Here is a 19,365-nt window from a genome sequence, read left to right as displayed (position 1 = left end):
CTCAGGGCCGGGCGAGAGCTGAAAGCACGTGCTCGACGGTGCCGGCAACTCCCGCGATCACGCCGACATAACCGGCCTCGGATGCCAGCGACACGACCTGGCCGCCGGCCTCTTCGACGACAAGGTGGCCAGCCGCAACATCCCAGGTACGCACAAAGCGCTCGAAGTACACGTCTGCTCGACCGTCTGCGACGCTGCACAGGTCGAGCGCGGCTGAGCCGCCACGACGAATGTCCCTCACCCGCGGCAACAGCGCCGCGATCTCGGCGGCCTGGCGCTCCCGCAGTCGGGGCTCGTAGGCGAAACCTGTGGCGATGAGGCATCCGCCCAGCTCCTGGGTCGTGGCAATCCGGATAACGGAGCCATTGCGCGTCGCGCCGCCACCCCTGCCCGCCGCATAACAGGTCTCGGTGGTCGGTTGATAGACCACTCCGACCACGGGCTGGTCGCCATCCCAGAGGGCGATGCTGACAGCCCATTCATCCCGGCCGTAAAGATAGTTCACGGTGCCGTCGAGCGGGTCGATGATCCACTGGCGGCCCGAGGAGCCTTCGACCGACGCGCCTTCCTCGCCGAGGATCGAATCGAGGGGAAAGCGGGTACGAATTGCATCGACGACAAGACTCTCCGAGTCACGATCTGCCTCGCTGACAGGATCTGAAGACGACGACTTGGTAGTGACGCTCAGCGCTCGCTCTCGATATCGGAGCAGGAGCGCCCCAGCGGCTCGCGCGATGTCGATCGCGAAATCGAGTTCTGCAGAATACCTCGGTGTCTCGAGCTGGCTCATCCGCCGATCACTGCCCCTCCAGGAAATCGCGCACCGCGAGCACGATGACCGGGTCATCGCTCGTGTGGCGCCCGCGAAATCGCCCTCGATCGCTACACGGATGCTCTCAGAATCATCGCACGGCACCAGCCGGATAGTGGTCTGCGACTCTTCCCTGCACCCCGACGAACGGAAGTGTGAATCCGACCCTCACGATCGTGGCAAACGCGTTCCGCGTGGCCGAGCACCTGGTTGAAGGATTTGCCGTACTGATGTCTGCCTCGGACTGTTCGGGTTTCGAACGATCAGAAGGGAATGACGACGACCGCGCACAGGTTGTCGCTTCCATGGAACTGCTCGATACTGTGCTCGCCCCGCCTGCGACCGAGTCAGCAGTACGGGCAGCGGCACGCTCGACCTCGGTCGACATGATCCTCTTCGATCAACTGCTCGCTCGGCTCGAATGGACGCTCGTCGATTTCCGGCGAGTCGAACTTCCACCGACCCGGTCGCTCGAACTGGCGAGGGGACGCGTCGGATTCCATCACGTAGTCTCGGGATCGATCGAGGTGCTCGGCGCGGCCGAACCGGTCACGCTGGGCACCGGTGCCCTTCTCCTCCTGCCCCGCGCAGGCGCCTACCGGATGCGGGCGCTCGAGCACTCGGTGGTCGCCACCGGTGAACTCGTGCTTTCCTCCCCGGCCGGGGATTCGCTGGTCGAGGCGCTGCCTGACGCGCTCGTGGCCTGCTGCTTCCTGGCACGGGAACCTCACCTGGCATCCCTCATGGAGGGTCTGGCCAGCGAATACAGCGGGATGCGCGCCGGAGCTTCGGTAATCGGCAGCCGTCTCGCGACAATCATCGCCTCCGCCGCGGTGCGGGCGTGGGTCGAGGACGGAAGCGCGCCAGACCACTGGCTGGTGGCCGTCGAAGATCCACACATCGCCCGCGCCATCGCGGCGATGAACGACGATCCCGGATCGCCATGGACGGTGGAGAGCCTCGCCCACATCGCGCGAGCATCCCGTTCCGCATTCGCCGAACGTTTCCACGAGGTCGTCGGCGACCCGCCTGCACGCTACCTGGCTCGGATCCGCATGGACCGCGCCAAGGAACTTCTTCGCCGCGAACAGCTCAGCGTTGCGGAGACCGCGCTGCGCCTCGGGTACGGATCGGAGGCCGCGTTCAGTCGCGCGTTCCGCCGGTACACGGGGGCCAGCCCTGCGCTGTGGCGCCGCACGGCGCTCCTCACGGCCGGGGCCTGACCCGTCAGCGGCGACGCGCGGCGCTCAGCAGCATCCCTCCGACCACGGCGGAGACACCACCGGAGACCAGAGCCACGGTGACACCGGCTCCGTCCACGAGCAGGCCGCCGACGACGGCGCCGAGCGCAATGGCTATCTGGAATGTCGAGACGACCAGTCCCCCAGCGCTCTCCAAGCGATCCGGTTCGGCGCGCGCTACCCACGTCTGCACGATCGTCGGGACGCCGCCGAACCCGACACCCCAGAGAGCTACGGCCACGAACGCCAGCGGGACGACCTGCGAGAACAGTGCGAAGCTCGCAACCGCCACCCCGAGCAGTGCGGGCATTGCGATGAGCGCCAGGCGCAGCCGTCGATCGGCCACGATTCCTGCGACGATGTTACCGACGAATCCGCCGACGCCATAGGTGGCCAGGAGGATGGCCAGTCCCCCGGCGGTGAGCCCGGGAATATTCACGGCGGCCGGCTGGATGTAGGTGAAACCGGCGAAGTGCCCACCGGCGAGCAACAGGATCCCGCCGAGGCCTACGATCATCACCGGCGACCGAAGCGCCCCAAGGAGGCTGCGGAACCCCGCCGTGCTCGAGGCCGCGACCGAGCGTAACCAGATGGCCTGAACGATGGCGGCGAGTACCGCGAGGCCGGCGACGAGAAGGAACACCGATCGCCAGCCCAGTAACGATCCGAGGTAGGAACCGAGCGGCACGGCGGCGACTATCGCGACGGAAACTCCGGTGTTGACGATCATCATCGCGCGGCCCAGGTGTTCCGAGGGCACGAGCTGTGCCGACACGGCGAGCGCCATCGACCAGAATCCGGCGATCGCGGCGCCAAGCAGTAGCCGAGCGATGAGGAGCAGCCAGAACGCGGGCGAGATCGCGACCAGCAGATTGGATGCCGCGGCCAGCAGCGTGAGCCCGATCATGAGTGTGCGGCGGTCGAGCCGGGGAAAGAGTATCCCGATCGTGGGTCCGGCGATCGCTCCCACCACCGCGGTGGCAGTGACGACCTGTCCCGCTGTCCCCTCACTGATCCCCAGGTCGGTCGCCATCAGCGAGAGAAGGCTCGCCGGTAGGAACTCGCTCGTCACCAGGGCGAAGACACCGAGCATGAGCGTGACGACCCCTGCCCAGGAGGCACGGGCGGCCGAAGCATCAGGTGCAGCGGGTACGGAGACAGAATCACGGATTGTCATGGTTTCAGCCTGGGCGCCGAGCGCGGAACGCACCTGACCATTCATCGCCCCGGGATGATCGAGCGTCCGCCTATCCCGTAATCCCGAGCAATTTCTTCACCTGCCTGCCGACCACCTTGCTCAGCCCGGAACTGAACGTCGCCGTCATGTGGTGAGAGTCGCGGTAGACGAGGGTGCTGCCGATGACCGCCGGGCAGGTCTTCTGGTCGCAGAAGTAGCCGATGAAGTCCAGGTATGTCGCCCCCGAAACCGCCTGCTCCACCTTGCGCACACGTCCGTTGATCGCTTCGTTCGCCGGTCGCGCGCATGCGGCGGCATCGTCGAGGTGCGACGACAGGCAGATCGCCGGGGGCGATCCCATATCCGGCGTATCGGAGAGGACCGCCACCGTGGACGGCGCGAGCGCATCGATGGTCTTCTGCAGACCCGTGCCCCACCGTGAAGCGAATTCGTTGTCACTGGCGTTCTTCAGCTCGGCGCGCCCGTAGTTGGCGAGTAACACCAGAGCCGGCTGCTCGGTTGCGAGCCTCTTGATCACTCCGGTCCTCCACTGCTCGCACTGGGTATAGGTAGATCCGTCGCGCAGCAGTTCGACCGAAACCGAGGGGCACGAGCTCTTCGTGTTCATGTCGAGCCTGATTTCACCGGCGTCGGCCAGCCCGATGAGCGCCGGATACCACTGGGCGGCATGTGAGTCGCCAAAGAGCGCGACGACCGGCGCCGACGGGTTCGAACCAACCTGGCATCCGCTCGCATCCGTGGAATTGAAATCACGGTGGCATCCGTTGGCGTAAACAACGGGGTTGTCGGTGACGGAGTCCTGCAGCGATGGCTTGAGGTTCGACGGCACATATGCCGTGCCTTGAGGGCCCAGTTCCGTGCCCGTCGACGCGGCGGCCTGATTGGTACTCAACGCGGTATTGGTGGTCAGCACGAGCGACCCGGCGCTGAGAGTGAGCACGGCGACGGATGCGGTGAGACCGATCACGAGGGTACGGCGCGGCCGTGCATTGTTCCAGAACTCGGCCGTACGGGCGGGGTTTTCGATGACGACATAGAGGAAGTGCGCGACGGGGATCGACACCAGAGCGAGGGCTAGCCTGAACCAGGGAAACATGGGCACGTTCAGCCCGATCGCGGCCTGCGCCAGCATGAGTATCGGCCAGTGCACGAGATAGAGCGAGTACGAGATCATCCCGAACCACTGCATCGGTGCGAGGCTCAGCATCCTGGTCGGACTCCACGCGTGCTCAGCGGTGCATCCGACGATAAGCGCTGTGGTAGCGGCGACGGGGAGCAGGGCGTTTACACCCGGGAACACTGTGGACCCGTTGTAGACGGCGGCGAGCGCTAGCAGGCCGCCAAGTCCGACCCAACCGAGGATCGCGACGGGTACACCCTGCACCCAGCGCGCACCCTTCGTGAGAGCGAAAGCGAGCAGACCGCCCGCCCCGAACTCCCAGGCTCGCGAGGGCAGCGAGAAGAACGCCCACGGCTGGGACTGCCCCAGTAGCCACACGCTGAACCCGAAGGAGGCGACGACCAGCAAGGCCATCAGCACAAACAGGCTTCGCCGCGAGCGACGCAAAAGCAGATAGCCGAGCCCGAGGATCGCAGGCCAGAAGAGATAGAACTGCTCCTCGACGCCGAGCGACCAGTAGTGCTGGAACATCGAAGGCGTTTCCGCAGCGAGGTAGTTTGTTCCCTGCATAGCGAAGAAGTAGTTCGGCACGTAGAGCGCGGTTGCCAGTGCGTCGCGCAGCACGGCTTCGCGTTGCAGCGGGGGCACAACGACCATTGCCGCGAGCACTGTCAGCGCGAGTACCGCCATCGACGCCGGAAGGATACGCCGCACCCGGCGGGCATAGAAGTCGACGAAGTTAATCCGCGCCTTGCGCTCGAGCTGACTGAGCAGATGCCCGGTGATCAGAAAGCCGGAGACGACGAAGAACACGTCAACCCCGATGTAACCGCCTGGAACGAATACGACGCCGGCGTGATACACCAGCACCAGCAGCACCGCAATCGCACGTATGCCCTGAATGTCCGGCCGGAAGGTGCGCGTAATACTCGTGGTCAAGGCTTCTCCCAAAGACATAGCTCGGCCCCGAGAGGCTCTGCGGTGCGGCGTGTCGGTTGGGTAAGCGGTCGACGTGCGAGTGTTTACACCCTTCCATACGGATGGCCCCCATCCGGGGGTTGTCGCCTTTGTTTAACCCGGTGTTAACCCACACCTGACCGGAATGGGTGACCGGGACGGCCGCGCGTCAGGCTCAGACCTCGGACAGAATTCCGTCGATCTGACCGAGCGCCAGTCCCATGCCCTCCTCCATGCCCAGGTTCACCATGCGTTCGAGCTGCTCTGGGCTGTCGAAGTACGACACCACGGTCATCCGCGTCCCGTCGCCGACCGGGTCGAGGGTCACCACTCCATGGGCGGAATCGATGGGCGTCACGGGATTGCCGTCTGCATCGGCAAACCCGTCGTCGAATTCGAATCTGCTCGGCTCGTCGATGGCGGTGATCGTCCACCATCCGTGGGCCCTGTCCCCCCCCGGCCCGGTCATGTAGTACCGGGCTTTCCCGTCCACGACGAAATCAAGTTCATCGAATGTCGCGGGCCAGGTTGGCGGGCCCCACCAGCGCTCCAGTTGGCGGGGATCCTTCCACAGCTGCCACACACGCTCGACTGTCGCGTCGAACTCGGCGACGAAAGTCAGGGTCAGGGCTTCGACGTCCCTGTCGGTGCTTATTACTGGCATGACTTCGTTCCTCTCTCAATCCTCGGTGAGAATGTCGTCCATACGATCGGCGCGGGTGCGCCAGATCTCCTCGTACGCTTCGAGCAGCCGAGCGGCCTTGCGGAGCGTGTTCAGATCTCCATGCACGATCTGCTCCCTCCCCCGCCGGTCCTTCGTGATTAACATCGCCCGCTCGAGCACTGCCACATGTTTCTGTACCGCGGCAAAGCTCATGGCGTAGGCGCCTGCCAGGTCGGAGACCGACTGCTCGCGCGCCATCACCCGCGTCACGATGTCACGACGGGTCGTATCCGCCAGCGCGTGGAAGATACTGTCGACATCGGAATCGCTCATATTTTGTACAACCATTTGGTTGTACGTTACCGCAACAGAGATGGCATCGCAACCAAGCGCGTGATAGCGAGCAACGCACGTCCTCGCGGAGCTACGTTGCCAATGCGCCCAGAGCACTTTGAGCACGCTTCATCGAGGAACCGAGCCCCCAATCGACGGACAGCCGATCCAGTTCGGCTGTCCGTTCGTCGCTGCACGCACGAATGCGAGCGTCAAATTCTGGCAACTCGAGGTCGCGCACAACTTTCACGACCGTCGGGGCCACCGCGAGGTAGTCACCTGCACGGATGACTGCGACCTGCGGGGTAAGCAGGTCGGGAACATCCTCGATCGAAGAACTCGCACCTGCCACTTCGGCGACGCGGTGAGCCTTGTAGGTCGGGATGAGATCCACGCGCCACTGAGGTCGCCAGCTGTCGTCCCAGCACGCCACAATTTCTGTGGGCTGGAACTCGGAGACGAGCCGCGCGATGATGTCGAGCAGCCCGCGAATCGCATTCACTGGCATCCCGTTCGGCCCGTGCACCGTATCGGGCACACCGTAAAATGCCCGGAAATACAGCGCAGCCGTGTCGAGGAGCATCCGGCGTTCGCGTTGATTGGCCACGGCGGCATCCTCCCACATCGACGAGAGGCCTCGGTCTCACGACCGAGGCCTCTCAGTGAAACGACTCGAGAATCAGGCTTCGCTCATCGCCGTTTTCTCGGCCTGACCCTTGGCGGCGTAGTAGGCAGCACGCGCCGCGATGCGACGGCTCTGTTCTGCCTGGCCGGTATCCAGAACGTCCTGCGGTACCTCGACGTTGGGCACGCGGCTCATACCGTTGTACTTCTCGATGTAGGCATCGAGTTCTGGGCCCGACTCCCAGGAGGTGATCAGGCTGTAGCGTGCCTCGCTACCGTTGTGTGACGTGGCGTGCCAGAGCCGCTGGGTGTCGACGATGAGCTGGGCACCCGCCGGTAGCGCGATGCGGTACTCGACGCTCGGGTCGGTGCGGTTGTCACGCAGCACGAAGTAGCTGTCTGGATCGTCGGTGAGGTTGAAGAAACCGCGCACGACCCAGCCGGTGCCGTCGGGGTTGAGTCGGTTGTTGTCGTCCTGGTGAAGGTTGTAGAGGGCGTCCGCATAGGTGTTCGGCTGCAGTTCGATCACACGGCAGCGGCCGACGTTAGCGCCCGGCTCCTGTGCGCGACGGGTGAGGTCAGGCGCCTTCTCGACCTGCGACGGTATCCAGACCCCATCTTTGTCGGTACGCGGCGGCTTGTGGTTCCAGAAGCCGTTGACCTCGATCTCGCCCTTCGCACTGGCGAGTGGTGCGAACTGGGTCTCGCCCGACGACTTCCAGTCGACGTATTCGATGTCGGCCCACTCCCGGGGGTCGGCCACCTGGTTGTAGCGGTCGAGCACAACATAACCGGTCTCTTCGAGAGCGGCTGATTTGAGATAACCCATGGTCTGGATCATGTCCTTTCGTCACAGGGCCAGCACGTTTTTACAGGCCCAACTTAGGTAAGCCTAACATCGAGGTATTCGTGTGAGGCGAGCAGCCTCATCGGTTCGTCCTCGCGGTGAGTGTGTCTGAGAGGGATGCCCAGTGGCAGCCGAATACACTGGCTGGGGCGTTCCGAAGGGCGAAGCAACACTATGGTCACTGCCACGAATATCGATGCGACCGCGGTCAACACGATCCGCTGGCTTTCCGCCGCAGAAACGACCATTGTCGTGCCCGTCTACCAGCGCCAGTACCGCTGGGACATCGACGGATGCGAGCAGTTACTCGCTGACATCCGTGCCGTCGCCGACTCAGATACCAGACACACACACTTCATCGGCTCGATTCTCTCCACAAACAGCACTGAGGCGGCCGAGCTCGTTCTCATCGACGGGCAGCAGCGCATCACGACGCTGATGCTGCTGATCGCCGCTCTCTATCACGCTGTGAGAGACGACGATTCCACACTCGCCGCCCAGCTCGAGATAGTGCTGGTGCGCGCTGACGACTCGGATCACACGAAGCTGCGTCCGCACCGGGCATGGGCGGAGGTCTTCGAGAGCGTGGTGCTCGACCGACGACTCGCGGGCGATGAGCAGCGAGACTCCCGGTTCGACGACAACTACGCCTTCTTCCGCAGCCAGGTTCCTGTCGAGGAGGTTCCTCGAATCTGGAAAGGACTACAGCGACTCGAACACGTCGCCATCACCCTCAGCGCGGATGCCAATGCCCAGCAGATCTTCGAGAGCCTCAACTCCACAGGCGAGCCGCTGCGCGACCACGAACTGATCCATAACTATGTGCTGATGGGGCTGTCCCATGCGGAGCAGAGCGAGATCGAGGATTCTTACTGGCTGCCGATCGAGCAAAACACCGGGGAATCCATCGCCAGTTTCTGGCGCCACTACCTGATCATGACGACCGGTCGCGAGATCGACGTGCAGGGCGGACGAGGGGTGTACGACGCTTTCCGGCACGAGTTTCCCCGACTCAGTCTCGACACGCTGCGCACCCTTGCCACCGAGTGGAGAGAGTATTCGGCGGTCTACCGCATCCTCACCGAGCCTGCGCTCGCCGACGATGCAGAAGTCGCGCGCCAACTCGACTACGTCAACACCTTCGGGCGCGGGATGTACCCGCTCGTGATGCACGCCTACCGCGACTATTCGCGTGTGGCCATCACCAGGGATGCCCTGATCGAGACTCTCGAACACGTGCAGGCGCTGCTCATCCGCAGAACTGTGGTCGGGCTGTCCAACGATCGGCTGGTGGCTCGACTCTGCCGCTCCCGGGACACCGGATCCGACAGCCTGGCTGGCGCGATCGCCCGCATCACCCCATCGGACGAGCGAGTACGCATCGCACTGAAGTACAGTGCGCTCCCCCACGCCGCCTACGTACTCGGGCGCCTCGCGGATGTCGACAGTCTGGCTGAATTGGACGTGGAGCATATCTTTCCGCTGGCACCTGGTGACGCCTGGAGCGGCGATGGAGAGCGGGAATGGGCCGACTACAGCGAAGACGAACAGAACAGCCACCGAGCTCTCGCCCCGTCGCTCGGCAACCTCACCCTTCTCGAGCGACCGCTGGCCGAGCGGGCTGCCGACGTATCGTTCCCGGAAAAACGGTCGGCTGTTTACACGAGAAGTGCGGTCCCTGCCACGAGCGACCTCGTCGGCACTCCCGCATGGGGAACCGCCGCGATTGCGGAGCGCACCGCTCGGCTCACCACCGACTTCCTGCGGATCTGGGCACGTTCGGCGACTGTCGACATCGATGACGACGGACTCACCCCGATCCTCGACGCCCAGCGAAGGCGCGGCTGGCCCGCCGGCTGGCAGCGAGAGTTCGACTACGTCGAATACCGCGGCGAGCACTGGGAAGTCCCCGACGTCAGATACCTCTTCAATCGGATCTTCAAGCGGCTCTGGGCGGATTCCCGCGAGAGCGTCATCGGCTTCAGCACCCGACGCGGCGGCCCAATCTTCGAGGCGCAGGCCTGGAACGGGCACTGGGATGCCTTCGACGACGCGCATTTCCTCTACATGGGCTGGGACTCGAAGTACATGCTCACCGCGGTGCAGGGTGTTCTCGAAGAGGCGGGCATCGCATCCGAGGTGTTCGTGATTTACTCATACATCGGGAACGCAATGTAGTTTTGCGGTCGCGACCCGGTGCCCGGTGCCAGCCTGCGAGCTGTGGCCTCGAGAACCTGCACAAATGGGCTGCGGCTTGGCCATGATCATCCTTCGGTTGTCTCGTGCGGCGGCGAGTGACGGGATGAGGTGAGGTAGAGCCGATGTGCGGTGATGATGATCGCGAGCCAAGCGCCTCCCAGCGTCCAGCCGGCGACCACATCGGTGAACCAGTGGTGTCCGAGGAATACCCGGCTCAGTCCGATGGTGAGCGCGAAGAGAACTGCGACGGAGACGGTGAGAATTCGGGCGTGGGTCGAACGCCGTCGCAATATCACCAGGTAGGCGATGATTCCGGCGACCACGATCGCGTTCAGCGTGTGGCCGCTCGGAAAGGACGGAGAGTACTCGTAGGGCGGAACAGCATCGATCAGCGGTGGACGCTCGCGGTCGATGACGTCTTTGCCCGCGATGGTCATAAGGAGCGAGCCGAGCCCTGCCGCGACGATGAGAATGGCAGGAGTCCACGACTTGCGACGGAGCGAGAGGATGAGCAACGCCACGACGGCGAGGATGGGCATTCCGATGGGACCCGCGATGTCGGTGTAGCCCGTGACGATAGCGTCGAGCACCGGCGACCTGGCTCTCATCGCAGCCTGCAGCAGCGGACGGTCCAACCCCGCCACGCCATCGGACTCCGTGATGGCGTCGTAGATGCGGGAGCTGATGAAACTGAGCAGAAGGGCGATCCCGGCCCCGATCACGAGGGTGAGCAGCAGGGCAGCCCGCGAACCGATCGCGGCGCTCAACCGCTGGATGACCGAAGCGAGAACGCGTCCGAGCGGCGTGTACCAGTGCGTGAGATCGACAGAGCCGACGGTTCTGTCAATCCGAAGCTCTTCTTCGTCGCCCTCCCGTTGTGACTCTCGGAATGACCGCACCGCTCGGGGCTCGTGACCGTCGGTCATGCTGCTGCCGGAACTTTGATGGTGATTCCGCCCTGGTCGACCCAGGTGCGGAATCCGGTCGTAATTCCGAATTCGTCCCCGTCGAGTTCGATTTCTTCCGGTCGCTCCAGCGTGACTGTGAGCTCGGTGGCTTCGACGTAACGCAGCGCACTGACCTCCTGTGTCATAAGCGCCCGGCCCGCTTTCGTCCGACGCAGAACCCCGTTTTCCCAGAGCACTTTGACGAAAATCTGGATCCAGCCCACGAGTCCTTCAGGCCGAAGGAGCACAATGTCGAACTGGCCGTCATCCACTGCCGCATCGGGGAGAAGCATGATGTTCGCCGGGAGGGCGCCGCAATTGCCCACGATGATCGTGTGGGCCCGAATCGCGCGAGTCGGGCCTTTATCGAGGCTGTAGGTGAAGCGAAGCTCGTTCTTGTCCCGCAGCGTGGTAGCGAGCGCTTTCACATAGGCGAGCCAGCCCGCCTTCTTCTTGAGGTCCTCGTCGGTGTTGACGAGCATTTTCGCGTCAAGTCCGAGTCCAGCCATGACGACGAAGACATGAGTGGAATCCGCGCTGTCCTGACGCACGAGATCGATGATCCCCACATCGATCTCGCGGTCGTCGCCCGTGAACGCCGTGTGGATGGAGTGCTCGAGATCGTCGAGCGTGAGGTCGAGATTGCGCGCGAGCAGATTTCCCGTGCCCGACGGAAGTAGTGCCATCGGCGTCGAAACGCCACGCAAGCCTTCGGCGACGGCTCGGACAGTGCCATCCCCTCCGGCGGCGATGACCAGGGAAGCGCCGGCGGAGACAGCCTCGCGACACGGGCCCTGACCCGGATCATCCTCGCTCGTGGGAAACCACATGGTCTCGCCCCATCCGTTCGCTTGCTCTTCGTGTCCGACGACGGAACGGATGGCCTCGAGGTCGACCTTGATCGGGTTGTAGACGACCGCCGCGCGCTTCTGTGTCTGTGCGGGAGGTGTGTTCATGCCGTTCAATTGGCCCTTTCACGATTTTCGGCCATGTAACTCAACCTTCGGAGGGTTTCGACGTTGCGGATGTGGAGAGCGATGTTGAGAAGTCTAGGAGGGATGAGTCTGGCTGGTCCGGTCACCGGCTCTTCCTGGATGCGCACAATGCATCCTCGGCGATGTGGACGAATGTCGATGGTCACCAGAGCCTCACCGATCGGCCAGCCTTTCGGCTGTATGACCATGTGATGCGGGGGCGAATACTCCAACACGGTCGTCGCATCGTTGATGACGAGAGGCCAGACCCCGAAGGAGTGGTGGAGTTGAGAGCCCACGGCCGGCCCGGTGTCTTCGACATCTCTCATGCGTGAAGCACCGACGACCCAGCCGACGAAGAGCCATCCATCGTCGAGCACTCGGAAAACGTCGTCGGGCGAACACCGCATCACGCGGACATTGATCGACATGGAAGCCTTTCTGGTGGTCATGTTCATCTTGCGGGGTCGCTTCCGCTTTGCACAGGGGGTTGCATATCCGCCGATGCGCTATGGGCGGGCCCCAAGATGAGGTGCGCCGTGTGTTCGATGTCGTTCTTTCATGTCGGCCAACTGCCCGAGCGCGAACTCCCAGCCGATGCGTTCCTGTTCGAGCCGAGGCAGGAGGTCATCGCTCGGCGGCTGCGGGCACGCTACCCCGAGAGCCCGGGCAGTACGCCGAGACCCGATTGTTTCCTGTGAGCCGCGTCATTCGCCGGGGCGGCTATCGATAATGAAGCGCATCAGGTTGGTGGCATCGTGGTCGACGAAGAGTTCGCCCAGATGGGTGTTGAATTCGAGGCGGCGGTTAGCGGACACACTGATTGCGTCGTAGCCGGCGCTCATGAGGGTGCCGGTCATCAGGATTCTGGCGGTTCGCTTGTTGCCGTCGAAGTAGAACTGTCGGTGGGTTGCGGCGGCGAAGTAGGCGATGGCCCGCTCGCGCGGGTCCTCGACGGTGTCGAGGTAGTCGATGAGGTCGCCGAACTCTTCGATGAGGGTTTCTCCGCGTTCTCCGGGGTCGGATGCGACGTAGGCACCACGCTCGCCGATGCTGACGTGTCCGCCGCCACCAACTTGACCTTCGCCACGGAAGTGTCCGGATTCGATGGCTTCGTGCACGGCGACGAGGCCGTGGATTTCATCGCTGGTCGACTTGTCGAGGGAGAACGCGCCGGTTTCTACGAGCGTATCGACATGGTTGTAACCCTCGTTCAGGGCAAGAATTTGGTTCTGGTCTTCGAGCTTGTGCCCGGTGACGGTGATGCCCGCGAGGAGGGTCTGCACTTCTGGCAGCGTGTAGGGGTTGCCTTCGAGGGCGGCGGCGTCCCAAATGAATTCCGGCAACTGGGCGCGAAACCGCGAACGGACCCGTTGCGGCGTGGGTTCCTGAATCAGGTCGAAATCGAGCGCGGTGGGGTCCCAGGTGATGCCGGTGAGTGCCAGCTGGTCAGCGGCGTGTCCGCTCGCGCCGAGAGCGATCGAGTGCGTACTCGGGAGTCCGAGCCCCGCGCTGGGTTTGATGCGCTTCTGGTAGTGGTTGGAGCCTCTGTCCCAGCCTCGATTGGCAGTCATCGTTCACCACTTCCTGGCAATGGCAAATGCGGTTTCGGCCGTCGTCCCACCGACACCAATACCGTCGATAATCGCCTGGATTGGCGATACGAAATGGAGGGGCCCTTCCTGCCAGCTGTCGATGTCGACGGACTCGGTGAGCGGGAGGATGACGACGTTCGCAGTGGACGGACGCGTTGGTCGAAGGTGCACGAGGTGCCGCGCGACCGCGGGGGGGTCGGCGGAATAGAGGATGCCCACTCCTCCGGTCGGCAATGACTCGTCGGTGAGGGCGGTGAGGGCGCTCATGCCAGACAGGAGCCACTGTGCTCGGCTGGCCATACCGGCGTCGGCGAGTTTCAGGTCACTCCACTCGCCTCGGAACAGAAGTGCGCCGTATCGGTTCAGCGGCGCGGCCGCGCGGCCTGCTTCGGTGATGATTTCGAGCGGGTTGTTCGTCTGGTGAAGTGGGTCCGCGGTAAGCCGGAGGAGGCGTTCCGACCAGGCTGCTGCGGCAGGGCTGATGGTCTCCGTGTCGACGGTGTCGTCGAGGAGCGCTCGGGCGCCAGTGGCGGCTTCCGGGTCGGACAATGGCACGAGATCAAGGGCGATATCGAGGCCTGCGGCGATCGCGAGCTCGCGAAGGGTGCCGAGGGTGACGTCGGACTCCCCCGTGTCGATGCGGCGCTGGGTCGCGCGGGAGACACCCGACCGGGTGCGGAGCAGCGTCGGTGACATTCCGCTGCGCTCGCGTAGTTCAATGACAAGCCCGCGCGCGTCTTTTCTGGCCATGGTCGGTTCCTCCCTCACGTTTATCGAGTCCGCTTCGTACCGGATGCGGTACGACTGCACCCAGGGTACCAGATACGGTACATATGAAATATTGTACCGGATAGGGTACGAAGTATCTAGATGTACCTTATGCGGTACCGCGCACGGCACCCTATCGCAACCGTGTCGAGAGTAGGTTGACACCATGAACAGCAAAGTCGGGCGCATCGCCCTCATCATCGTCGGCGTGATCGCTCTGCTTGTCGGAGCGGTGTTCGCCGGGCAGGGCGCGAATCTGATCCCGGGAAGTGTCATGACCGGCGATCGGACGTGGCTCTATGTCGGCGTTGTCCTCCTGATCGTCGGGGTCATCCTGTTGGTGGTTGGGATTCGCCGACCAGGTAGCGGTCGCTCGCACAAATAGCACCGTCAAGCAGACCACCACTCCGCAGAACGGCTTTTCTGTGTGAGCCGGGCGGCCGGCCCCACTGGCTCGGATGCCACGGTGCCCGGTTAGGCCCCACGCTCGGTGAGACGGAAGCGCACCACGTCGTAAGGCCAGCGGCCACCCCGCTTGACAATCGCAGGTTGCAAAAAAGAAGAGGCCGCCCTTGCGGGCAGGCCTCTTCTTTTGTTGCAACCGTGGGCTGTTCCAAGAACTCAATCTGGCACGCGGATCCAGGCCCAAAATTAGGGGAGGCAACACATTTTCCTCCGTACCAAAACGGATCTTCCTCTATTTGAGTGCTCGCTGGTCGCGCGCCTCCTGAGGGTTTCGATAGCTAAACCACAGGAAACGTTTAGAAGTCACCTATTCGGATCGGCGGGTTCAAGGGGTCAGCGCACCGAGGGCCGCGAACCTCAGCACGCAGCTTTCGCACCTCCATGGATTCCTCCGCCGCAACAACCGCTTTCGGATTCCCGGCCGCCTCCGCCGCTCGCACCCAATGTCGGATCGTCTCAGCCGAGCCGACCCCTAACTTCGACGCGACCGAGGTTATCGTCTCCCACTCCGAACTGTGATCAGGCCGCGACTCCGCGACCATCCGCACCGCCCGCTCACGCAACTCCTGCAGATACCACCGCGACGTATTCGACGACACAACTCCATCCTTCCCAAGGATCACAGTCCCCGGACACACCGAGGCGATTCATCGAGGTCTTGGCACAGCTTCAACAGGAAGGAGTCATCCGGCACCTGGGCCTCAGTAACAGCGACCGCGCTCATCTGGACGAGGCGCCGCCATCGCCTCTGTGCCGTTCGCACCTCTCGCCACGGGTGACGCCCACGAGGGTCTCGCTCGGATAGCAGCCGGCCACGGCGCAACCGTGCACCAGGTTGCCATTGGGTGGGGCCTCGCGCTGTCACCCACCACCCTTGCAATCCCCGGCAGGGGGTCGATTTCCTACCTCGAACAGAACGTTGCCGCCCAGTCGATCGCGCTAACTCGAGCCGATCTTGATGAACTCGATTCAGATTGGTGAAATCCGCTGAGAGCGTCGACGGCACACCGGGCACCCTCGTGTGATTGCGGGATCGCCGGGGCATCAGGGCATGGTAATAGAGAGATTTACTCAGTAAAATTCTAACTGAACACACATTGCTCGGGGACGTAGCGAGTCTCAGGGTCGCCGCATCCGAGTTGCGGAAGTACTGGATCAACCGTAGAGTTTTGTTGCGCATATGTCCTTACAATGTATGCCCCGCATCTCTCGAGTCCACACTTTCAGGAAGCTGCACAACGAAGTATGACCGTTCACAATCCCTACCGCTACGACGTGGTCACTATCGGACGAGTCGGCGTCGACATCTATCCGCTGCAGAACGGCCATCTCGAGGACGTCTCTACCTTCGGCAAGTATCTGGGGGGCACTGCGACCAACGTCGCAGTCGCCGTGGCGCGACACGGCCTGAAGTCGGCGGTCATCACCCGGACAGGCGATGACCCGTTCGGCAACTACATCCACCGGGAACTCCTCCGCCTCGGCGTGAGTGACGAATTCGTGTCGGGCGTCGAAGGCCTGCAGACGCCGGTCGTGTTCTGTGAACTGTTTCCGCCCGACGAATTCCCGCTCTATTTCTACCGCCAGCCGAAAGCTCCCGATCTGGTGATTAATCCTTCTGAGCTCGACCTCGACGCCATTACGAACGCCGGAATCTACTGGTCGACGGTGACCGGTCTCTCGGAGGAGCCGAGCCGAAGCGCGCACCTTGCCGCCTGGGACGCCCGCGGTCGAGCGCCGCTCACCATTCTCGATTTGGACTACCGCCCTATGTTCTGGGAATCGGTGCACGCTGCGACCGCCGAAATCGCCGTTGCGCTCGCTCACGTCAGCGTCGCAGTGGGCAATCGCGAGGAGTGCGCGGTGGCAGTGGGAGAGACCGACCCGCAGCGAGCGGCGGACGCGCTGCTCGAGCGGGGTGTAGAACTCGCGATAGTCAAACAGGGACCGAAGGGCGTTCTGGCCAAGACCCGCCACCAGACCGTCGAGGTGCCGCCGTACGTCATCGAGGTCGTCAACGGCCTCGGTGCGGGCGACAGCTTCGGAGGCGCCCTGTGCTTCGGCCTCCTCCAGGGTTGGGAGCTCGAGCGAATCCTGCGCTTCGCCAACATTGCCGGCGCGATCGTGGCAGGACGTCGCGAGTGCTCGACCGCGATGCCCACGACGGCCGAGGTCGAGCAGATCCTCGAGAGGATCGCAGCATGACCACTCTCGATTTCGCCGCACTGCGCGAGACCCGCGCGGCCCACCCCGAGCGGCTCGCCGAGATTTTCGCTGCCCGCGTGCGTCGACCGCTGATCAAGGATGACGGCAAGCTGTTCATCGTCGCTGCAGACCATCCGGCCCGCGGCGCACTCGGGGTCGGCTCGAACGAGCACGCAATGGCCGATCGCTACCTGCTGCTCGAGCGTCTCGCCCTCGCGCTCGCTCGCCCCGGTGTCGACGGCGTGCTCGGCACGCCCGACATCATCGCGGACCTGGCCCTGCTCGGTCTGCTCGACGACAAGATCGTCGTCGGGTCGATGAACCGCGGCGGACTCAAGGGCGCGTCGTTCGAGATGGACGACCGTTACACGGCCTACGACATCCACGGCATCGTGCGTGACGAGCTGGATTTCGCCAAAACCCTCGTGCGCGTCAACCTCACCGACCCGGGCACCACGCTCACCCTAGAGTCCACCGCGGCCGCGGTCAGCGAGGCGGCCGACGCCGGCGTTCCGATCATGCTCGAGCCATTCATGAGCGAATGGGTTGACGGTGCCATCCGCAACAATCTGTCGACGGATGCCGTGATCCTCTCGATCGCCATAGCATCCGGCCTCGGCAACTCGAGCTCGCACGCCTGGCTCAAGCTGCCTGTCGTGCGGGACATGGATCGCGTGATGGCATCGACGACCCTCCCGACCTTGCTTCTCGGCGGAGACCCGACCGGGCACCAGTCCGACACCTTTGCTGCCTGGGATTCGTCACTTCAGCTGCCCGGCGTGCGTGGCCTCGTCGTCGGGCGCAGCATCCTCTATCCGCGGGAGGGCGACGTCGCCGCTGCGATCGACATCGCGGCCTCCCTCGTGCACGGCGCGTGAGTCGCACCACCCCAGAGAATTCAGAAGAAAGCAGAACACAATGACGCTTCCCGTTCTCCCGCACTGGATCGGCGGCGTCCAGCGCCCGGGCACGTCCGGCCGCACTGCACCCGTCTTCGATCCCGCCTTCGGCGTCCCGACGAGACTCGTCGCCCTCGCCGACGAGGCAGAGCTCAATGAGGCGGTGGCATCGGCCAAGGCCGCCTTCCCGATCTGGCGCAATCTCTCGATCACCAAGCGCCAGCAGATCATGTTCCGCTTCAGGGAGCTTCTCAACGAGCGCAAGAGCGAGCTCGCTCTCATCCTCACCTCCGAGCACGGGAAGGTCGTCTCCGACGCGCTCGGCGAGATCACCCGCGGTCTCGAGGTGGTGGAACTCGCGACCGGCTTCCCTCACCTCATCAAGGGCGAGTTCTCTGAGAACGTCTCTACCGACGTCGACGTGTACTCCACGAAGGGCCCGCTCGGGGTCGTCGGCATCATCAGCCCGTTCAACTTTCCCGCGATGGTACCAATGTGGTTCTTCCCGATCGCTGTCGCGGCGGGCAACACCGTGGTGCTCAAGCCTTCGGAAAAGGACCCGTCTGCCGCAAATTGGCTCGCCGCGCTCTTCACCGAGGCCGGCCTGCCTGACGGTGTCTTCAACGTGCTGCACGGTGACAAAATCGCCGTCGACGGGCTGCTCGAGCATCCAGACGTCAAGTCGATCTCGTTCGTGGGTTCCACCCCGATCGCGAAATACGTCTACGAGACGGCGTCCAGGAACGGCAAGCGAGTGCAGGCGCTTGGCGGAGCGAAGAATCACATGCTGGTGCTCCCCGACGCAGACCTGGAGCTTACGGCCGATGCCGCTATCAACGCGGGATTCGGCTCAGCCGGCGAGCGCTGTATGGCGATCTCTGTGGTGGTCGCCGTCGAACCCGTCGCCGACGCGCTGATCGAGAAGATCGCGACACGCATCGCGGCACTCACGATCGGAGACGGTCGACGCTCCTGCGACATGGGGCCGCTGGTCACCGAGGTGCATCGCGACAAAGTCGCCTCCTACATCGACATCGCAGCGGAGGACGGCGCGACGGTGGTCGTCGACGGCCGCGGGATCGAGGTCGACGGCGACCCGAACGGATTCTGGCTCGGTCCGACTCTCATCGACAATGTACCGACGACCTCCCGCGTCTACACAGACGAGATCTTCGGCCCGTTGCTCTCTGTGGTGCGGGTGAAGACCTACGAGGAGGGCGTCGCCCTCATCAATGCGAGCCAGTACGGCAACGGCACTGCGATCTTCACGAACGACGGCAGGGCCGCCCGCCGTTTCCAGAACGAGATCGAAGTGGGCATGATCGGCATCAACGTGCCGATCCCGGTGCCGGTGGCATACTACTCGTTCGGCGGGTTCAAGGACTCGGCATTCGGCGACTCGAAGGCCTACGGGCTGCAGGGTTTCCACTTCTTCACGAGGGAGAAGGCAATCACGAGTCGCTGGCCAGACCCCAGCCAGGGCGGAATCAACCTGGGATTTCCCCAGGCCTAGAGCCG

The 19,365-nt window shown here is 63.7% G+C and carries 18 protein-coding genes and 1 pseudogene; 7 read left to right on the top strand and 12 right to left on the bottom strand.

Features of this window, described 5'->3' with window-relative positions; all coding sequences use genetic code 11:
• Position 1: 1 nt before the first annotated feature.
• Positions 2 to 790: an inositol monophosphatase family protein gene (locus tag ABIB56_RS03190; RefSeq protein ID WP_354567433.1), complete on the bottom strand. Its 789-nt coding sequence runs from the start codon at positions 788 to 790 to the stop codon at positions 2 to 4.
• Positions 791 to 987: 197 nt separating this feature from the next.
• Between ABIB56_RS03190 and ABIB56_RS03185 the strand changes: the two genes are divergently transcribed.
• Positions 988 to 2,034, top strand: coding sequence for a helix-turn-helix domain-containing protein (locus tag ABIB56_RS03185; RefSeq protein WP_354567432.1), 1,047 nt, complete (start codon positions 988 to 990; stop codon positions 2,032 to 2,034).
• Between the two features lie 4 nt (positions 2,035 to 2,038).
• Here the strand turns inward: ABIB56_RS03185 and ABIB56_RS03180 are convergent, their stop codons facing one another.
• The 6 genes and pseudogenes from ABIB56_RS03180 to ABIB56_RS03155 form a co-directional block, all read right to left on the bottom strand.
• Complete coding sequence (locus ABIB56_RS03180; RefSeq protein WP_354567431.1) at positions 2,039 to 3,229, bottom strand: MFS transporter; 1,191 nt, start codon at positions 3,227 to 3,229, stop codon at positions 2,039 to 2,041.
• Between the two features lie 70 nt (positions 3,230 to 3,299).
• Positions 3,300 to 5,309, bottom strand: a complete 2,010-nt coding sequence (locus tag ABIB56_RS03175; protein WP_354567430.1) for an acyltransferase family protein — start codon at positions 5,307 to 5,309, stop codon at positions 3,300 to 3,302.
• A gap of 193 nt (positions 5,310 to 5,502) precedes the next feature.
• Entirely contained in the window at positions 5,503 to 5,991 is a 489-nt protein-coding gene (locus ABIB56_RS03170) for an SRPBCC family protein (protein ID WP_354567429.1), read from the bottom strand.
• A gap of 15 nt (positions 5,992 to 6,006) precedes the next feature.
• A complete protein-coding gene (locus ABIB56_RS03165; RefSeq protein WP_354567428.1) occupies positions 6,007 to 6,339 on the bottom strand; it encodes an ArsR/SmtB family transcription factor in 333 nt (110 codons plus the stop codon).
• 268 nt (positions 6,340 to 6,607) lie between these two features.
• Positions 6,608 to 6,907 (bottom strand): annotated as a pseudogene (locus ABIB56_RS18470) (flap endonuclease); the annotation flags it as partial.
• Positions 6,908 to 7,003: 96 nt separating this feature from the next.
• Complete coding sequence (locus ABIB56_RS03155) at positions 7,004 to 7,777, bottom strand: hypothetical protein (protein ID WP_354567567.1); 774 nt, start codon at positions 7,775 to 7,777, stop codon at positions 7,004 to 7,006.
• Positions 7,778 to 7,969: 192 nt separating this feature from the next.
• On the opposite strand from ABIB56_RS03155, the gene ABIB56_RS03150 reads away from it, so the two are divergent.
• Positions 7,970 to 9,973 (top strand): DUF262 domain-containing protein, encoded by a 2,004-nt coding sequence (locus tag ABIB56_RS03150; protein ID WP_354567427.1) that lies wholly within the window; start codon positions 7,970 to 7,972, stop codon positions 9,971 to 9,973.
• Between the two features lie 86 nt (positions 9,974 to 10,059).
• Here the strand turns inward: ABIB56_RS03150 and ABIB56_RS03145 are convergent, their stop codons facing one another.
• The 5 genes from ABIB56_RS03145 to ABIB56_RS03125 form a co-directional block, all read right to left on the bottom strand.
• Positions 10,060 to 10,920, bottom strand: coding sequence for a phosphatase PAP2 family protein (locus tag ABIB56_RS03145; protein WP_354567426.1), 861 nt, complete (start codon positions 10,918 to 10,920; stop codon positions 10,060 to 10,062).
• Positions 10,917 to 11,897 (bottom strand): diacylglycerol/lipid kinase family protein, encoded by a 981-nt coding sequence (locus tag ABIB56_RS03140; protein ID WP_354567424.1) that lies wholly within the window; start codon positions 11,895 to 11,897, stop codon positions 10,917 to 10,919. The genes ABIB56_RS03145 and ABIB56_RS03140 overlap by 4 nt, the downstream gene beginning before the upstream one ends.
• Before the next feature lie 5 nt (positions 11,898 to 11,902).
• On the bottom strand, positions 11,903 to 12,346 hold the full coding sequence (locus ABIB56_RS03135; protein WP_354567423.1) for an SRPBCC family protein: 444 nt from the start codon (positions 12,344 to 12,346) through the stop codon (positions 11,903 to 11,905).
• Positions 12,347 to 12,622: 276 nt separating this feature from the next.
• The gene (locus ABIB56_RS03130) at positions 12,623 to 13,489 is read right to left on the bottom strand and encodes a Fic family protein (protein WP_354567422.1); all 867 of its coding nucleotides are present in this window, start codon (positions 13,487 to 13,489) and stop codon (positions 12,623 to 12,625) included.
• 3 nt (positions 13,490 to 13,492) lie between these two features.
• A complete protein-coding gene (locus ABIB56_RS03125) occupies positions 13,493 to 14,260 on the bottom strand; it encodes a helix-turn-helix domain-containing protein (RefSeq protein ID WP_354567421.1) in 768 nt (255 codons plus the stop codon).
• 184 nt (positions 14,261 to 14,444) lie between these two features.
• Here ABIB56_RS03125 and ABIB56_RS03120 point away from each other — a divergent pair, with 184 nt between their 5' ends.
• The 5 genes from ABIB56_RS03120 (at position 14,445) to ABIB56_RS03095 (ending at position 19,360) form a co-directional block, all read left to right on the top strand.
• On the top strand, positions 14,445 to 14,663 hold the full coding sequence (locus tag ABIB56_RS03120) for a hypothetical protein (protein WP_354567419.1): 219 nt from the start codon (positions 14,445 to 14,447) through the stop codon (positions 14,661 to 14,663).
• 830 nt (positions 14,664 to 15,493) lie between these two features.
• Positions 15,494 to 15,724 carry an aldo/keto reductase gene (locus tag ABIB56_RS03110; RefSeq protein WP_354567417.1) on the top strand — a complete coding sequence of 77 codons (231 nt, stop codon included), beginning with the start codon at positions 15,494 to 15,496 and terminating at the stop codon, positions 15,722 to 15,724.
• Positions 15,725 to 15,988: 264 nt separating this feature from the next.
• Entirely contained in the window at positions 15,989 to 16,948 is a 960-nt protein-coding gene (gene iolC / locus ABIB56_RS03105; RefSeq protein WP_354567416.1) for a 5-dehydro-2-deoxygluconokinase, read from the top strand.
• On the top strand, positions 16,945 to 17,826 hold the full coding sequence (locus ABIB56_RS03100) for a Cgl0159 family (beta/alpha)8-fold protein (RefSeq protein WP_354567415.1): 882 nt from the start codon (positions 16,945 to 16,947) through the stop codon (positions 17,824 to 17,826). The genes iolC and ABIB56_RS03100 overlap by 4 nt, the downstream gene beginning before the upstream one ends.
• Before the next feature lie 40 nt (positions 17,827 to 17,866).
• Positions 17,867 to 19,360, top strand: a complete 1,494-nt coding sequence (locus tag ABIB56_RS03095; protein WP_354567414.1) for a CoA-acylating methylmalonate-semialdehyde dehydrogenase — start codon at positions 17,867 to 17,869, stop codon at positions 19,358 to 19,360.
• Positions 19,361 to 19,365 lie beyond the last annotated feature (5 nt).

It is taken from the genome of Glaciihabitans sp. UYNi722 (assembly GCF_040549465.1).
In the GTDB taxonomy this organism is placed as follows: domain Bacteria; phylum Actinomycetota; class Actinomycetes; order Actinomycetales; family Microbacteriaceae; genus Lacisediminihabitans.
Note: the sequence above shows the minus strand (reverse complement) of the source record. Positions and strands in the feature narration are given on the sequence as shown.

Excerpts from the sequence above, each read along its gene's own strand:
- ABIB56_RS03190 (WP_354567433.1), bottom strand. The coding sequence starts at position 790 with ATGAGCCAGCTCGAGACACCGAGGTATTCTGCAGAACTCGATTTCGCG.
- ABIB56_RS03180 (WP_354567431.1), bottom strand. The coding sequence starts at position 3,229 with ATGACAATCCGTGATTCTGTCTCCGTACCCGCTGCACCTGATGCTTCG.
- ABIB56_RS03170 (WP_354567429.1), bottom strand. The coding sequence starts at position 5,991 with ATGCCAGTAATAAGCACCGACAGGGACGTCGAAGCCCTGACCCTGACT.
- ABIB56_RS03165 (WP_354567428.1), bottom strand. The coding sequence starts at position 6,339 with ATGGTTGTACAAAATATGAGCGATTCCGATGTCGACAGTATCTTCCAC.
- ABIB56_RS03155 (WP_354567567.1), bottom strand. The coding sequence starts at position 7,777 with ATGGGTTATCTCAAATCAGCCGCTCTCGAAGAGACCGGTTATGTTGTG.
- ABIB56_RS03150 (WP_354567427.1), top strand. The coding sequence starts at position 7,970 with ATGGTCACTGCCACGAATATCGATGCGACCGCGGTCAACACGATCCGC.
- ABIB56_RS03145 (WP_354567426.1), bottom strand. The coding sequence starts at position 10,920 with ATGACCGACGGTCACGAGCCCCGAGCGGTGCGGTCATTCCGAGAGTCA.
- ABIB56_RS03140 (WP_354567424.1), bottom strand. The coding sequence starts at position 11,897 with ATGAACACACCTCCCGCACAGACACAGAAGCGCGCGGCGGTCGTCTAC.
- ABIB56_RS03135 (WP_354567423.1), bottom strand. The coding sequence starts at position 12,346 with ATGTCGATCAATGTCCGCGTGATGCGGTGTTCGCCCGACGACGTTTTC.
- ABIB56_RS03130 (WP_354567422.1), bottom strand. The coding sequence starts at position 13,489 with ATGACTGCCAATCGAGGCTGGGACAGAGGCTCCAACCACTACCAGAAG.
- ABIB56_RS03125 (WP_354567421.1), bottom strand. The coding sequence starts at position 14,260 with ATGGCCAGAAAAGACGCGCGCGGGCTTGTCATTGAACTACGCGAGCGC.
- ABIB56_RS03120 (WP_354567419.1), top strand. The coding sequence starts at position 14,445 with ATGAACAGCAAAGTCGGGCGCATCGCCCTCATCATCGTCGGCGTGATC.
- iolC (WP_354567416.1), top strand. The coding sequence starts at position 15,989 with ATGACCGTTCACAATCCCTACCGCTACGACGTGGTCACTATCGGACGA.
- ABIB56_RS03100 (WP_354567415.1), top strand. The coding sequence starts at position 16,945 with ATGACCACTCTCGATTTCGCCGCACTGCGCGAGACCCGCGCGGCCCAC.
- ABIB56_RS03095 (WP_354567414.1), top strand. The coding sequence starts at position 17,867 with ATGACGCTTCCCGTTCTCCCGCACTGGATCGGCGGCGTCCAGCGCCCG.